At 61.6% G+C, this 14,339-nt stretch carries 14 protein-coding genes and 2 pseudogenes; 3 read left to right on the top strand and 13 right to left on the bottom strand.

Features of this window, described 5'->3' with window-relative positions; genetic code table 11:
• Positions 1-4 precede the first annotated feature (4 nt).
• Together FJV43_RS18655 and FJV43_RS18650 are read left to right on the top strand one after the other, a co-directional pair.
• Positions 5-790 carry a copper resistance protein B gene (locus FJV43_RS18655; RefSeq protein WP_239629184.1) on the top strand — a complete coding sequence of 262 codons (786 nt, stop codon included), beginning with the start codon at positions 5-7 and terminating at the stop codon, positions 788-790.
• Positions 791-1,082: 292 nt separating this feature from the next.
• Positions 1,083-2,262: pseudogene (locus tag FJV43_RS18650) on the top strand (acyltransferase).
• A 799-nt stretch (positions 2,263-3,061) separates the two neighbouring features.
• Here the strand turns inward: FJV43_RS18650 and FJV43_RS18645 are convergent.
• From FJV43_RS18645 to FJV43_RS18605, 9 genes and pseudogenes are all read right to left on the bottom strand, one after another.
• Positions 3,062-3,535 carry a cytochrome c gene (locus FJV43_RS18645; protein ID WP_239629182.1) on the bottom strand — a complete coding sequence of 158 codons (474 nt, stop codon included), beginning with the start codon at positions 3,533-3,535 and terminating at the stop codon, positions 3,062-3,064.
• A 132-nt stretch (positions 3,536-3,667) separates the two neighbouring features.
• Positions 3,668-5,140: a glycoside hydrolase family 15 protein gene (locus FJV43_RS18640; protein WP_239629486.1), complete on the bottom strand. Its 1,473-nt coding sequence runs from the start codon at positions 5,138-5,140 to the stop codon at positions 3,668-3,670.
• A gap of 177 nt (positions 5,141-5,317) precedes the next feature.
• Positions 5,318-6,114, bottom strand: a pseudogene (locus tag FJV43_RS18635) (glycosyl hydrolase); the annotation flags it as partial.
• Between the two features lie 115 nt (positions 6,115-6,229).
• Positions 6,230-6,841 (bottom strand): sigma-70 family RNA polymerase sigma factor, encoded by a 612-nt coding sequence (locus tag FJV43_RS18630; protein WP_239629484.1) that lies wholly within the window; start codon positions 6,839-6,841, stop codon positions 6,230-6,232.
• A 100-nt stretch (positions 6,842-6,941) separates the two neighbouring features.
• The gene (locus FJV43_RS18625) at positions 6,942-7,244 is read right to left on the bottom strand and encodes a copper-binding protein (protein ID WP_239629483.1); all 303 of its coding nucleotides are present in this window, start codon (positions 7,242-7,244) and stop codon (positions 6,942-6,944) included.
• Between the two features lie 29 nt (positions 7,245-7,273).
• A complete protein-coding gene (locus tag FJV43_RS18620) occupies positions 7,274-7,732 on the bottom strand; it encodes a cupredoxin family protein (protein ID WP_239629481.1) in 459 nt (152 codons plus the stop codon).
• Positions 7,733-7,800: 68 nt separating this feature from the next.
• Positions 7,801-9,183, bottom strand: a complete 1,383-nt coding sequence (locus tag FJV43_RS18615) for a copper oxidase (RefSeq protein ID WP_239629480.1) — start codon at positions 9,181-9,183, stop codon at positions 7,801-7,803.
• 10 nt (positions 9,184-9,193) lie between these two features.
• Positions 9,194-10,642, bottom strand: a complete 1,449-nt coding sequence (locus tag FJV43_RS18610) for a TolC family protein (RefSeq protein ID WP_239629478.1) — start codon at positions 10,640-10,642, stop codon at positions 9,194-9,196.
• Between the two features lie 9 nt (positions 10,643-10,651).
• Positions 10,652-10,948 carry a hypothetical protein gene (locus tag FJV43_RS18605; protein ID WP_239629180.1) on the bottom strand — a complete coding sequence of 99 codons (297 nt, stop codon included), beginning with the start codon at positions 10,946-10,948 and terminating at the stop codon, positions 10,652-10,654.
• Between the two features lie 292 nt (positions 10,949-11,240).
• On the opposite strand from FJV43_RS18605, the gene FJV43_RS18600 reads away from it, so the two are divergent.
• On the top strand, positions 11,241-11,519 hold the full coding sequence (locus FJV43_RS18600) for a hypothetical protein (protein ID WP_239629179.1): 279 nt from the start codon (positions 11,241-11,243) through the stop codon (positions 11,517-11,519).
• 383 nt (positions 11,520-11,902) lie between these two features.
• Here FJV43_RS18600 and FJV43_RS18595 read toward each other — a convergent pair whose 3' ends face one another.
• From FJV43_RS18595 to FJV43_RS18580, 4 genes are read right to left on the bottom strand one after another with little or no spacing between them, the layout of a single operon-like run.
• Positions 11,903-12,364 (bottom strand): hypothetical protein, encoded by a 462-nt coding sequence (locus tag FJV43_RS18595; RefSeq protein WP_239629177.1) that lies wholly within the window; start codon positions 12,362-12,364, stop codon positions 11,903-11,905.
• Positions 12,365-12,369: 5 nt separating this feature from the next.
• Complete coding sequence (locus FJV43_RS18590; RefSeq protein WP_239629175.1) at positions 12,370-12,849, bottom strand: DUF411 domain-containing protein; 480 nt, start codon at positions 12,847-12,849, stop codon at positions 12,370-12,372.
• An 11-nt stretch (positions 12,850-12,860) separates the two neighbouring features.
• Complete coding sequence (locus FJV43_RS18585) at positions 12,861-13,637, bottom strand: cytochrome c3 family protein (protein ID WP_239629174.1); 777 nt, start codon at positions 13,635-13,637, stop codon at positions 12,861-12,863.
• On the bottom strand, positions 13,634-14,338 hold the full coding sequence (locus tag FJV43_RS18580; RefSeq protein WP_239629172.1) for an iron reductase: 705 nt from the start codon (positions 14,336-14,338) through the stop codon (positions 13,634-13,636). Before FJV43_RS18580 ends, FJV43_RS18585 begins: the two co-directional genes overlap by 4 nt.
• Position 14,339 lies beyond the last annotated feature (1 nt).

Raw genomic sequence — 14,339 nt, 5'->3', positions numbered from 1 at the left:
GAACATGACAGGGACCTCTCGCCTCGCGACGCTCGCCCTTTGCATTCTTGCAAGCGTTTGCCTGGGTACCGCTCGAGCCCAGACTGCGCCGCCCTATGTCGAGGAAACGCAATGGTGGAATCTGCGCAGGCCAGGGGCAGTGAGCTTCCCCGATCAGCAGGCCTTCGGCGCCCTGCGCTTCGACAAGCTCGAATGGGGCGGCCCGGAGATGAGCAGGAGCGCGCGCTGGGACATGGAGGCTTTCGTCGGAACCGACTATGACAAACTGTTCTTCAAGTCGGAAGGCTTCTACGACGGAAAGACCAGGACCACCGAGGAAGGCCAACTGCAAGTGCTCTACTCGCGACTGATCAGCTACTACTTCGACGCCCAGTTCGGCGTCCGGCAGGACTTCTCGAAGAAGTCGCATCGAACCTATGCGGTGATCGGCATCGAAGGGCTCGCACCCGGCTTCATCGAAATCGACGCCGACGCGTACATCAGTCAGAAAGGGGAAGTTTCGGCCCAGGTGACGGCATTCCACGACCTGCTGATCACGAATCGATTGATCCTGCAACCGCGCATCGACGTCAAGTTTCAGATGCAGTCGGTACCCGACCTGGAGCTCGGTGCGGGCCTCACCGATTTCGAGCTAGGTGCGCGTTTGCGCTACGAATACACGCGCAACTTTGCGCCCTATGTCGGTGTGAATTGGGATCGCAAGGTCGGCCAGACGGCGACCATCGCCAGGAATAACAGAGAGTCCGTCTCTGCCGTATCCTTCGTCGCGGGTGCGCGGCTGTTTTGGTAGCATCGGTGAGCGCATCTTGTTCGACCACCCGATCGGCCCCTATCGAGATCAGCAGTCGCAGCTCGATTCAGCAGATTCTTGCAGTCGATCGCGGCGAGGACTTGTTTCGAAATCTTCAACGAAGAACTCCGGTGGCGGACGCCGTGATGGACCGGCGTGCCGCAGCGCTCGTAAGGAATCGGAGCGGGCTGATTGTTGAGCCACAGTTTGAGGAACACGCCGAACTGGCCCTGGCGGCACCCCACGGAACAGCGCGGGAACTTGTGCCGCATCATCAGTCGGCAGCCAATAAATGACAACAATCTCGCAGTCGATCGTGTCGGAGAATATCGAAGCCGCACCAAGCATCGCACGCAACGCCGCGGTCGACCGCGCGCGCATTCCTGATGTTGTTGGTGCTCCTGTATCACACCATTATTCCGTATACTTATTTCGGCCATACCGACCGCGAGGGGTGGATCGGCTTCGACATGATGGTGCTCGCCAATGACAGCTTCTTCATGGCGATGTTCTTCTTTCTATCTGGGCTGTTTGTCTGGTCCAGCCTGGCTCACAAGAAGCCGGGGGTCTTTTTGTGCGATCGTTTGCTCCGGCCAGGACTTCCCTTCGCAATCGCTACTCTCACCATCATCCCGCTCGCCTATTACGCGATCGAACTGCGCCAGTCGCCGAACACCAATCCTGCTGTGTTCTGGTGGAAGATGGTCACGGTGGGTCCGTGGCCGAGCGGACCCGTCTGATTTGTCTGGGTTTTGTTGGCGCTAGATCTTACCGCCTTCCTTTTCTATCGATTCACGCCTCTCATCCTCGATCCAATCAACCGGATCTCGCTAAGCAGCCACTCGCGGCCGGCCATATTCTTCGTGTTCCTGCTTCTCGCCACCGCGCTCCTGTACGTTCCGGCACGGGTCTGTTTCGGCGCGGGTCGTTGGTTCGAGTTCGGTCCCTTTTCGCTACAGGCGAGCCGCGTACTGCTCTATCCGACGTACTTCTTCGTCGGCGCGGGCGTGGGTATGGCGAATTTCGATCGCGGCCTGCTCGGTACGGATGGACATCTAGCCAAAAGCCGCTGGCATTGGGTGGTCGTCGCCCTGCTTTCCTATTGCCTGCTGTGGATGCTGATTTACGTCAAGCGCGAGATGCTCGGCAATCCGGTATGGCTGCCGAACTGGTATGAAGCGAGCTACGGATTGTTCTTTGTCGCCTTCAGCGCGGCCACTATGCTTGCCATTCTCGGCTATTTTCTGAGGTTCAACCGATCTGGCTTCACCCTGCTCGATACTATCCGAACAGATGGCTACGGCATGTTTCTGGTGCGCTATCCGATCGCGCTCTGGATTCAATACTGGCTGTACGATTTCGACGCACCCGCCTTTACCAAAGCGCTGATAACGTTCGTGCTCACCGTTCTGTTCAGCTGGGGCGCGACGGCGGCATTGCGAGCTATCCCGGGCGCTGCGCGGGTATTGTAGCCATCCCGCTTTCGACGCCTGGCCGCCCTGGTCGAAAGGGACTTTGGTCCGAGCCGAGCCGCCGGTCTCAAAGCGCGGAACGCCGTGTCGCAATGTTTTCGTTTCTTCGTCACCGTTGATCTCGATGGAAGAGCTTGCTCGGAGTTTCGCCGATCGATGAGGCTGGCGCGTACATAAAGCGGTTTGTTCGGGTACGCACGGTCGCTGTCATGCTGATCTCAGCTGTCCGGGCGCTAATCGCCTTTGGTGCCGCCATCACATTCGCAAGACTACGGTACGTGGGGCCGCGATGCTGCGGCTTCCGCGGTGGTTTAGACAGAACCCGAATTGAAGGGCATCCCTGGATCCGTTCGGTGGGCGCCGATTGCCAGTCCCGAAAGTCATCGACAAACCGTCTTCTGACGACGCGCGCGCGAAATGGATCATCATGAGGTCGATATGCTCCTTGTCGATCGGACAGGCGAGCCGAAACATCGGCAGTGGGACGCAAGCGTCAAGAGCTGGCCAGTTCGAGGGAAATCCGCCCTTGGTCCACGGATCCGGCGGGAAGACCGGCGCCGCGCAGATTGCCCGCTTTTGCCTGAAAGGAAGGGGCTTGATGCCGCCGGAGAGGTAACGAAGCCGAAGGTAAGGTGCGAGATTCTACGCTCTTGCTCGGCAGGCTCGGCGCGGATTATCGCACGGCGATCTCGAGCACGATAAATAAGGGCGGCGACCGTTCTCACGGACGCTTCGCCGCACAGTTGTTTATTGAATTTGAGTCGCCCGCGCGACGTTCCGCTTTGCCGATGGATTATCCCTACATGCGATGCGGTTTATACCGGATGCCGTTTGCGATCTGCAGCTCTCGAACGTAGCGCACAATCGCCGCGACCTGATCCTCATTGGCCTGCGGTTGCGGCGGCATATTGCCGTAACGCCAGTGATGTTGCCTTACGCCAAACTTGGCCGCTGCAAGGAAGGCGAGATCGGCGTGGTGTCCCGGATTGTAGATGTCGTGAACAAGCGGAGGCCCGGTATCCGTGCCCGAGGCACGGATACCGTGACAAATCGCGCAATTCGCTTCGTACAGAACCTTGCCCGTCGCGGCCAACGACGACAGTTCCGGCTCAGCGACCTCCAGGGAGAACGATCGCGGCGCAGGTCCAGAGGAGAATGTCATCCAGGACAGAGCCGCCGCCGCGAACACTGCCACGGCGCCCAGGAAGAATCTGCCGTAGCCGCCACCGGTCGGGTACTTTCTTTTGTTCGAGTGCACCATGAACTTCTCCACCTACGGCTCCAGAAGATCGACGAAACATCGGCTTGCCCCGCAATTCATCGGCGATCGCCGGCGGCTGGCTCGCGATTATTGAAACCGCGATGACCGCACGCGCCGGTGCCGCACCTGGCAGCTTACGCGCCGCTATGAGACTGGCTCGCGGTGCGCAGGCTGCTCGATCGCAACCGAGAAATTTCGTCCGATCCACTCTCCGCTATTCCATCGGATCGTGAATTCCAGCTGCTGCCCGGCCTTCAGCCTGGCCGTATCGAGCCTCGCCGCAAAGAAGCCGAGACCCGTGTCCTTGGCCGGCACTTCATCCACCAGGCGCCAGCCATCTATCCCGACGCGAATGGCCGCCTCGTCCCTCGATGCGACGACCAATTCCGCCCCCTCGCGGATGCTTCCGGTCTGTGCGTGCGGCCACCAGAATGCGCTGCGGGCGAGAGGTCGAATGCCCTGATAGCGATTCCAGACAAAGTGCGGCCGGTCGAACGGCTGGCCTAGGGCGCGCGACATCAGGAGCTTGACGAACTCGGCATGCGCCCAGGCCAAGGGCATCGCCGAGCCGGTCGGTCGCCCCGGAGCAAGACGCCGTTGGGGAATGGGGGCGGCATCCCACACCTGCTCGGGAATCATGCCGCCGGGACTGGCGCATGACGCCATGGTGCGCAGGAAAGGCAGTGCGTCGCGGCCGGCGGTCAATTCGACGTGTCCCCGCTCACCCGTCAGCAACGGCCAAGGTCGTCCGCAGCCGGTCCCGTCGTAGGGACCACCGTTCTCGTGTTCACCGTAGCCATCCTCGTTGTAACGTCGCCATACCGCTCCAGCCGGAGTTTCCACCTTCAACAGACGATCAATCACGGCAATCGTGGACTGGATCAACGGGTCCTGCAGTCGGCGCAAGCCGAACCGGACCAACTGGAGAAAGTCGGTGCTGACCTGCTCTCGGGCGGCGAGTTGGAGACCATCGGCCCGGTTGCGGATCGCGATGGGCTGGTCCATGGCCGCTTGCCCCGATCGTAGCACGCTGGGAGGCGCCGTTCGGATGTAATGGCTCGCAGCGCCGGCCCGGCGACCGATTTCCGTAGCTCCCGCGGAGGTCCACCGTTCGAGGTTTTCGTTCCAGAAATCGGCGAGCTCCAGCGCCCAATCGGCCGCCTCCGTGTTCAGAAAGGCGCTGCCGGAGACGAGGGCCGCGATGCAGACCGCGAGCGTGAAGGCATTGATGCCTGCGTTTTCCTCCCACCGATCCTGATCCGTGGCGGGCCCTTGACGCGCTATGAAGGCAAGGGCCCCGCGCACCATGTCCGCAACTTCGGTGCCTGCCAGCGCGTTTCGTTCGGCAAGTGCGGCAGCCAGAAGCACGGGAAAGGCGGCCTCATCGAGCTGGACCCCGCGCCAGAACGAGCGCCCGTCCAGCCACTGGTTCTGATTCCAGTGCCCATCGGCATTCTGCGTGGCTATCAGGTAACGAAGCGTATCGCGCGCCTCCGCCTCGCCGCCGATCGCCAGCAATGCGGTGGCGCATTGGACCAGATCACGCGGCCACACCAGAAAGTAGCCGCCGCGTTCTTCTCCGCTGTCGCCCCATGGCACGCTGAGGCTCGCCACCATGGCCCCCGGATAAGTCTTGTCCAGATGGCTGCGCAGCACGGCTTTCGAGACCGCAAGCTGGTCGCGGAGATCGGCCGGCACGGCAAGTACGCAGTCGCAACGCTCATCGCAGCACCGATGCCATGTCGCCCAGTCGGACAATTGCCCGTCCAGCAGCCGATCGAATGGCTGCATCAGGCTTGACAGCGCAAGGGTGGTCGCGGCTTCCACATTGCTGCCGAAGCCGAGCGCCAGAACGCAGCGCCTGCCGAGCTCGGCCATAAGCGCGACATTGCCGGGCCCGCCGACGGATATGACCATGTCATTGCGCCATTGCGCGCAAAATCCTGCCAACCGTCGCTGAATCCTACGTAACCCGCGCTCGCGCGCAGCACCGCGTCCTGCTGGCACTGATCGACGGCGACCAGCGCGAGTGAAAATGGCGCCTGATCGGCCCAAAGCACCGTTCGATCGTTGTGCATGGCGATGCCGGCTCGGTTGTTGTTTCCGCTCGCCCCGAGGTGCGGCGCCAGCAGGACATATACCCTCATTTCCGGCGCGTTGCTTTCCAGCACTACCTCCACCGCGAGCACGTCTCTGCGCGGATCGGGCGAGATCCTCAGCGAGAGACGGTATCGTTCGTCCGGATGGACGATCTCATAAGCCGGTGTTCCGGACGCGAGCGACCGAAGCGAGTACTTGCCGCAGCGTTTCACCTCCGACCAGAAGCCCTTGCCATCGGAAACGATGAATCCAAGGTCCCTGATCTGGGGGAGATCGATGCGCGGCCAGTACACCTCGTTCAGAATGCCGTAGCCGATCGTGAACCAAAGGCGCGCCGGCCCCAACGAACAGCCGACCGCGTCCTTCGCGCTGCTGGTCCAGGTAGGAGCGATGCCCGGCGAACCCGGAGCATCATTCCGCTCGAACGCCTTCCATAGGTCCGCCTGCCGGTCTGCGGCAAACAAGGCGTCGGTCTGGCCGAACCGTGTCATCGGAGTCATCGTCGCTCCCCTACTCCAGCCGACCGTAGCGAATGCCGAACCACTAGCCGAACGCTCGATGGGCGACCTCATTGCTCGAGCCCTCGGCCGAGCGCCGGTTCGCGCGTCAGGAAGGCCTTCCTGCTCGACCTTCGCCACACCGGCATTCCAAAAAGCTATCCTCGCGACAAATTACGCATTTGTCTTCGAGGCGATCCTTCAAGGCCTGACGGGCACGAAATAGACGCACGGTTAGATTGTTGACGGTCACCCCGAGTTCAGCCGCGACCGTTTCCCTCGGTTCGCCCGCAAGGTCGATTCGCCGGATGACCTCGGCGTGCTCCATCTTCAACAAAGGCAGATGAGCATACAAGCATTCGCAGATCGCACTTTCCAATTCGGCATCTTGATCGACCGCAACGCGATCGCTCAGTTCGGCGGGCAGCGGGACTTCCCTCGTCTTGTTTTTCGACGCCTGCCGGTGGAAATCGGCAACCGTGGTCGCCAGAACCTTGCTGAGCCACCCACGTACCGAATCGGCATCTCGAATATCGGAAGAACGCTCCAGAGCTCTCAAAACGAACGCCTGCAATACCTCTTCCGCGTCTGAGGGCGAACTGAAGCGCTTCTGCAGATAATTGCGTAGACGCTCGTAGCTGCCTACGATAGCCGCCCGAACCGCGCCGTCAGAAGCTGCGGACGGCCGTACACTGCGCGTCTTTGCCGGACTTGATCCCATATTCCGCGACGACCTCATGACGCTTGTCTCGACGCTTTGCTGACTTGCTGCTCTTCGGCTCGTGGCGGGGCGCCTCTGGCGAGAGCGCCCCGCCGACGCTCTACTTCGACTTCTGAATCTTGGTGATCGTGATTCCGCCCGTCTGCCGCTCGGCCTCGAACTGAACCTTGTCTCCCACCTTGACCTGCTTGAGCATGGAGGGATCGGAGACCCGGAACACCATGGTCATCTCCTCCTCGTCCATGTTCAGGTTCTTGATGGGACCGTGCTTGAGCGTGATCTTGCCGGCGCTTTCGTCGACCTTCTTTACTTCCCCGGCAGCGAGGCTCCCCTGGGCGAAGGCGACGCTCGGAGCGACGGCGAGTGCGATGGCGAACAGCGCGGATCTGACAGCAGACTTCATCATTTCGATTTCCTCATTGATTTTGCGGCTTACTTCACGACGACCTTCCCGACCATGCCACCCTCACGGTGACCCGGGATAAGACACGCATATTCAAACTCGCCGGCCGCACCGAACTTCCAGAGGATTTCCCCCGTCTTCTTCGGTGCCAGCCGCTTGCCGTTCGGATCGTCGTGCTCCATGTCGGGATTCTTCTTCATCGCCTCGGCGTGCTTGAGATTCTCAGCCGTGGTCGCGAGGATAAATTCATGGTCCAGCTCGCCGTTGTTGCGAAGCACGAACTTGACCTGCTCGCCCTTCTTCACGTCGACTTTTTCCGGAACGAATACCATCTTGCCGTCGGTCTCGTTCATCGTGACCTGAACGACTCGGGCGGGCTTCTTGGGATCTCCCGGTTCACCCGCGGAATACGTCTCATCCTTGTTGTGGTGCCCTCCCTGATGGTGGCCAGGGTCAGCCCATGCCACGGTCGAAAGGGACCAAGCCATCGCGGCAGCGGCGAGCGCGCTGGTGTAGTTCATCTCGTATCTTCCTTTCTTCGATTGCAGTCTCACAATCATGCTCCCTTCATCTTCATGCCTTTCATTCCCTTAGTTCCCTTCGCTCCCTTGCGTTCCCCCGCATTCGGCTGAGTGTCCTGGCGCGGCGGCTCCGCAGCAGGCGTTTCGATCTCATAAGCAACCGTTCCCTTCGGAAACTTGTAAGGCCCCGGATCGCTGTAATCGTCGCGACCCATTCCCTCGCGGATCTTCATCACGGTGAACATGCCGCCCATTTCGATCGGACCGAATTGCCCTGAGCCCGTCATCATCGGCAGCGTGTTGTCCGGCAGGGGCATCTCCATTTCGCCCATCGCCATGCCGGTCGAACCCATCGCCATCGAGTCCGGCGCCAGCCGCTTCACCGCCTTGGCGATGTCCTTCTTCGAGACCCCGATCAAGGTTCTGAGGTCGTGCCCCATCGCATTCATCGTGTGATGCGATTTGTGACAGTGAAACGCCCAGTCACCCGGATTGTCGGCCAACACGTCGAAGGCACGGATCGCTCCGACCGGAACGTCGATCGTCGTCTCTGGCCACTGCGCGCTCTCCGGCACCCAGCCGCCGTCCGTGCCGCTGACCGAAAAGCTATGACCGTGGAGATGGATCGGGTGATTGGTCATCGTCAGATTGCCGATCCGCACGCGGACGCGGTCGCCCAGTCTTACGGGCAGCGGATCGATGCCGGGAAAGACGCGCGCGTTCCAGGACCACATGTTGAAGTTGGTCATCTCCGTGACCTTCGGCAGGTAGGTCCCCGGATCCATGTCATAACTGCTCATCACGAAGACAAAGTCGCGATCGACGGGACGAAAGCCGGGGTCCTTGGGATGCACCACGAACATTCCCATCATTCCCATCGCCATCTGGACCATTTCGTCCGCGTGGGGGTGGTACATGAAGGTGCCGCTGTGCTTGACTTGGAATTCGTAGACGAAGGTCTTGCCCGGATTGATGTGAGGCTGCGTCAGACCACCGACGCCGTCCATGCCGCTAGGCAGGATCATGCCGTGCCAGTGGACGGTGGTGTACTCCGGCAGCTTGTTGGTGACGAAGATGCGCACCTTGTCACCTTCGACCGCCTCGATCGTGGGGCCCGGCGTTTGTCCGTTGTAGCCCCACAGGTGGGCCTTCATGCCTTCGGCGAATTCGCGCACCACGGGTTCGGCTACCAGATGGAATTCCTTCCAATCGCCGTTCATGCGCCAAGGCAGGGACCAGCCGTTGAGAGTGACCACCGGCCGATATTCGGGTCCGCTGCTCGGGTGCAGCGGCGGCTGGGTGGCCACCTTGTCCATGGTAGGCGCTTCGGGAATGCCCGCGGCCTGAACCCGTCCGGAAACGAGGCTGGCGCTCGCAAGCGCGGTCGCGGTACCGAGAAAACTTCGTCGAGACAACATTTCCATCTCCTTATCCGCCGCTTGCCAATGAGTTGGTCGGTGAACGGCTCTCCTGTTGACTATCGGCACGGCCTCCGCCGTTGACTGCCGTCTGCAGCTCCGACTGCGCCAGCCAGAAATCGCGTCTGGCGTCGATCGACGCGCGCTGGGCCGCAATCCGCAGCTTCGCTTCCGCCAGCAACGCGAATACGTCGATCTGCATGCTGCCGTAGCGCAGTTGAGCTTCATCCGAGATGATGTTGCGCAGCGGCACGACCTCACGCTGGTAGTGACCGGCGATATCGTAGCTCGAGCGATAGACGCGATATGCGTCGCGCGCCTCCGAGCGCACGTTGACGGCCTTTTCCGTCAGCCTGTTGAAGGCAATGTTGTAGCTTTCCGTCGCCTGGCGGACGCGGACCTCGCCTCCGTCGAATATCGGGACCTGAAACTGAAGGTCGAAGCCGCGTTCGCGGAACGGCGGGCTTTCGGGGTCTTTGGTCTTCCGATAGATCCCCGCGAGATCGAGCAGCGTGACGAAGCGGGTCGCCTCGGTCAGGTTCAGAGCCTTCGCCAGAACTTCCAGCTCGATGCGGGCTATCTGAAGATCGATGCGGTGGCTGACGGCCTCCATTTCGATGTTGGGCAGCGACTTCGGGACGCGCGGCAGAGACGGCAGCGCTTTGGGAAGCTTGAAGTCGAGCTGGCCATCCCATACGCCGAGCAGTCTTGCGAGGCGCTCCCGCAAGGACGTTGCCTGCTGCCGCACAGACGCGAGATCGGCCGTGATCTCCGCGTAGAAGACCTGCTCGCGCGCCTGATCGAGTTTGTTCATCGAACCGCTGTGGCCGAGCTTTTCCGCGAGCTGAGCGATGGTCTCGGCCGTGGTCTTCGTCTCGGTCAGAAGTACGACCAGTTCGTTGGCGCCGACCGCCTGGTAGTACGCCCGTCTCACGTCGGCAGCGAGGCGCAGCGTCTCCAAGGCTGCCCGCAGCTGGGCTTCGCGAAATCGTCGTCGCGCGATGTCGGAACGAAAGGGAAGCGTTGCCAGTGCAAGGATGTCGCCTACGACCTGACGTTCGAGTTCGTATCCACCGTTTCCGGAGATCCGGGAAGTGGAAAAGGTCGGGTTCGGAGGCAGGCTTTGCTCGATCGCGTCCGCTTCAGCCAACGCGAGTTCGCTGTAGGCGGCCTGAAGTCCGCGGTTGTTCAGCAACGCGATCTGCACCGCGGCGTCGACCGTCAGGGTTCGGCGCAGGAGCTGCGCGACCAGCGTATTGGCCAGATCGGCATCGTCGACCGACCGGATCGCGATCACATCCTTCTTGATGGTGTTCGCCGCGACGTCCGCGACGCCGGACATCCCGGCATCGGGAGAGAAGGCGGCGCAACCGCCGAGCAGGACCGAGACCGACAGCGCAAGGATGCCTGCTCTCGAAGCGGTCGTGAGCGAAATCGTGTTTCGAGCCGTGAGCGTCATGTCCATCCCCTACCGCTCGTTCTTCGGCGTGGGCGCCACGCGCTGATTCTGTTCGCGCCATCCGACCGGCGAGGTCGGGCGCAGGCTGACGTAGGGGGCAACCGTGGGCCTGTATCCGACCCGCCGGACCTTTACTCCCAGATCCGCGGGATCGGCACCCACCAAGGGCACGGTCGTCGCACAGCCGGCAAGAAACGGGCCGACCAAAACAATCAGAATCGTGCGCCGGATGACCGCGCGTCTGGATCCCGTTCTCGTGAATGCATTGAATGCGGCGGCGTCGTTCGCCGCCATTTGCGCCAGCATGTAAATCCCCTGAAAAGCACCGACGTACGAGTACTCGCGCCCCAAGCCGGAGCGCGGCAGCCCATCAATTCACGTGCTTTCAGGCTATCGGGGGTCGGTACAGCGGACCCAGCGCTCTGCCCGCGAGAACCGAATCCGGCCGGGCGTCGCACCGCGACGGCAGAGGTGCGAACTGCAGGAGCGAAGGCGCTTGAGGAGACACGGCGTTAAGGCACAGCACCGACCCGCAGCAATTGCCGTGCTGGTCGGGGCGGTCCTGGTCAGCATGACCCGCCGCGGGCGAGGTCCCATCATGCGAGTGAACCGCGACCTTGGCATCGCCGTGACTGTGCTTATGCCCGTCATGGCTATGCTGGTGGTCGTGGCTGTGCTGATGCTTCTGGGCGTGCTCATGAGCCGGCAGGGTTTCGTGGGCACGCTGAGCCACTACTTCGAGGTCGGCCGGCAGCGGCGCGGCGATGGACGGCGTCAACGACCCGAGCAGATACGTGATGGCGACGAGCCACCCCCACCATCTGCGCGCAGGCCTTCTGAAGCCAATCATCCCATTTACCGCCATTCCGAAGACTAAAATATAGCCACTGTTGGGCACGACGCCAATAGTAGAAACGCCCGCTCAACTGCCCTTTTGGGCGTTCAACGAGCCCGCTTTGCCTTCCGTCGCGGAACCACCATCGGCTTGGCGTCGGGGCCGGCCCCAGGATACGCGTATGAAGGGGGCAGGATTTCGAACGCCCGCCCTGGGCTACTTCGAGCCTCGTTAGGCCAGTAGCGCCGGTCGGAGAGGGTCACGCCCGCCTGCGCGTCGAACGCGGAGATTGAGGCGAGCACCGGGACCAGAAGACATAGGAGTCTTGTCCTCGTCGACATGCCTCGCCTCAAGCTCTCAGCGCAGCGGGTGCTCGTGTTTAATTTTATCATAGGAGCGAACGGGTTCGTCATTGTTGATCGAGATCAAACGTCTGCGCGGGCCGCAGGTGCCCCGGCATCCGGCCTGTTATCGTCACCGCTGATAACACTGCCACGCAGGGCGCCTTCATCGCGCGACGCTGCCGACAGTTCGCTGCGATCAAGCATGTGGCCGGCCGCCGACGAGCTCGCGCCAGCGTTTTCGGGACTTCCAGAGGCAGGCTTTGGGAGCTCGGGAGCAAACCGCCGGTTCGTAAACAGGTAGTAGCCGTCCCGGGCGAAAGCCGTCATCGCGGACTTTCCCCGCAGACACGGCTGACGCGCGTTCCTGCCCTTCAAGATGCGCACGAAGCGCCAACCCGGGCTCAGCAGCAGATTTGGAATCGGATTGTAGGTCGGCACGACCGCGTAGAACTCGCGCGCGAATGTGCTTGCAAAGAGCACATAGGCCGGCTCGTTTGCGCGGTTGCGCCGGCTCGGACATCCCGGGTTCTTGCTGCCCATCATCGTTTTCAGCCGACTTCGTCGGAGCCGATGAACTCCATGTAGGTGCGGCGTCCGTGCGGGCCGAACAAAACGACCGAATACTTCTGAGGTTTGCCGCTCATGCCCGGAGATCCCTGGGGCATCCCGGGCACTGCGATGCCCGCGGCCTCGGGTCGTTCAGCAAGCAGCCTGTTTATCGCGGCCACAGGCACATGCCCTTCCACGACGTAGCCTGCGATTTCAGCCGTATGACAGGCAGCCAGGTCCGAGGGGACGCCGAGACGATTGCGGATCGCGTTCAGACCGCTCGTTTCTTCAACCTTGACGGAGAACCCCGCCTCGCCGAGGTGCTTCGCCCAAGCGCCGCAGCAGCCGCAGCTGGGGTCCTTGTGGACCAAGACGCCCGCGGCCGCGCGGAGTGGCAGGGGCGCCAGCGCGATTCCTAGAATGCAACCGCAAACCATCCGGCGTGAAAGTCGAAGCTTCGCAGACGAACTTGGCGTCATGTCCCTATCCCTCAATGGTGTTTGAACCAACCGATATCCTTTATGTCGTTGAAAGAATCGGTGCGGTGACAAAGAAAGCACTGGTTCACACGCGCATGGTGCTGCCCCGTGATCATCTGGTCCATCATCACGAAGTGGTGCATGTAGTGGCTCGGCGGCGCCTGGTGGCATTGCGCACACTCCTTGGAGGTGGGCGAAGGATGGAGGAACTTCGCAATTCTCCATGTATCGAGTGCGTGACAGCTCGCGCATTCGCGCCCGAACAGTCCGCGGTGCGGTTCTCGATTGCTGTGACAGCTGACGCAGTCGAGGCTGGCCTTCTCCGCTTCGTCGGAATTCGGTACGCGCAGGAATTTCTTCAGATCGGCGACCATCTGTCCCGTGATTGCGCGCGCAGACGTGTTTGCTTCATGCGGAAACGCCCCCATGCGCAAAAGCGCGGCGTGATCCATCCTCGTCGGCCGCACGCCGCCCGCATGCTCGAGATGGCAGCCGCGGCACTCCTTGCTCGTCGCGTGGAATGCCGTCGCTTGCTTCCCGAGATCCGCAGCGGCCGTCGTGTGACAGGCGACACAGGCCGTGGCTTCAACGCCTTTGGCCGGCGTATGACAACTTTCGCATTTACTGGATAGGAAGGCATGCTTCTCCGAAAGCGGCCCGGGAAGCACTGTGTCCATCCAACCCGAGACAGCCATAGAACCATCCCTGTACAATCCGGCGGATACCGCCGCCACGCCCGCGATGGCAAGCGTCGCGAAGATCGCGTAGATGAACGCCCGAACGCTCACGTGAGCCACCGAAGCCCGTAATAGACCTCGCCTGCAATATGAAGCGCCAACAGCGCGTACATCGCGATCGCCGCAAGCACGTGGAATCCGATCCACTGCGTGAAGATCTTCTTGACGGCCTCTTGGGATCCGATCGCATACTCGAGATCCGAAATGCCCTCGACGAGCTGCAGGATCGGCACTTCCTGCAGCGCGGAAGCACTCGTGGGAGGATCGTGGTCAGCGGATGCTGCGCGCGCGGACAGGATGAGCGCGGTCCGGTCGTAGGTAGACCGCAACGTTGCAAGGCGAGACTGCCGCTCCCGAATTTCGGCGGCGGTCTGCGGCAAGTAGTAACGCCCCACGAATCCGGTGACGACAACAACCAGCAGGCTGGCTACGAGCGCGATTCCAAGCGGGCTTTGATATTTGTGTCCGGTATGCAGGAGCGCGAGAAACGATGCCGCAATGCCGGCGTAGACGTGAAAACCAAGTAGCGCGCGCATCGAGACGACGCGGGTGACGATGGTCTTGAAACTTCGGCCGTACTTCGCGAGCGGATAGACGAGGAGGAGAAGCATCAGGCCGGCGGCCGACGCGCCGAGAGCAAATCCAGCGAGGCTTCCGGCGAATCTCTCATCGGAATGAAGCAAGAATGCCGGAATCAGCAACAGCAGGCTGGCGAGGACGACATCGACGATCAGCCGCTCTCTGTCACCCATC

Origin of the sequence: Bradyrhizobium sp. I71 (genome assembly GCF_022354745.1) — a bacterium.
Lineage (GTDB): Bacteria > Pseudomonadota > Alphaproteobacteria > Rhizobiales > Xanthobacteraceae > Bradyrhizobium > Bradyrhizobium liaoningense.
Note: the sequence above shows the minus strand (reverse complement) of the source record. Positions and strands in the feature narration are given on the sequence as shown.

Bases quoted from the DNA above. Each gene is read 5' to 3' on its own strand.
- FJV43_RS18580 (WP_239629172.1), bottom strand. From the start codon at position 14,338: ATGGGTGACAGAGAGCGGCTGATCGTCGATGTCGTCCTCGCCAGCCTG.
- FJV43_RS18640 (WP_239629486.1), bottom strand. From the start codon at position 5,140: ATGGTGGCGAGCCTCAGCGTGCCATGGGGCGACAGCGGAGAAGAACGC.
- FJV43_RS18595 (WP_239629177.1), bottom strand. From the start codon at position 12,364: ATGATGGGCAGCAAGAACCCGGGATGTCCGAGCCGGCGCAACCGCGCA.
- FJV43_RS18590 (WP_239629175.1), bottom strand. From the start codon at position 12,849: ATGACGCCAAGTTCGTCTGCGAAGCTTCGACTTTCACGCCGGATGGTT.
- FJV43_RS18605 (WP_239629180.1), bottom strand. From the start codon at position 10,948: ATGCTGGCGCAAATGGCGGCGAACGACGCCGCCGCATTCAATGCATTC.
- FJV43_RS18630 (WP_239629484.1), bottom strand. From the start codon at position 6,841: ATGGGATCAAGTCCGGCAAAGACGCGCAGTGTACGGCCGTCCGCAGCT.
- FJV43_RS18615 (WP_239629480.1), bottom strand. From the start codon at position 9,183: ATGTTGTCTCGACGAAGTTTTCTCGGTACCGCGACCGCGCTTGCGAGC.
- FJV43_RS18625 (WP_239629483.1), bottom strand. From the start codon at position 7,244: ATGAAGTCTGCTGTCAGATCCGCGCTGTTCGCCATCGCACTCGCCGTC.
- FJV43_RS18600 (WP_239629179.1), top strand. From the start codon at position 11,241: ATGCGAGTGAACCGCGACCTTGGCATCGCCGTGACTGTGCTTATGCCC.
- FJV43_RS18620 (WP_239629481.1), bottom strand. From the start codon at position 7,732: ATGGCTTGGTCCCTTTCGACCGTGGCATGGGCTGACCCTGGCCACCAT.
- FJV43_RS18655 (WP_239629184.1), top strand. From the start codon at position 5: ATGACAGGGACCTCTCGCCTCGCGACGCTCGCCCTTTGCATTCTTGCA.
- FJV43_RS18610 (WP_239629478.1), bottom strand. From the start codon at position 10,642: ATGACGCTCACGGCTCGAAACACGATTTCGCTCACGACCGCTTCGAGA.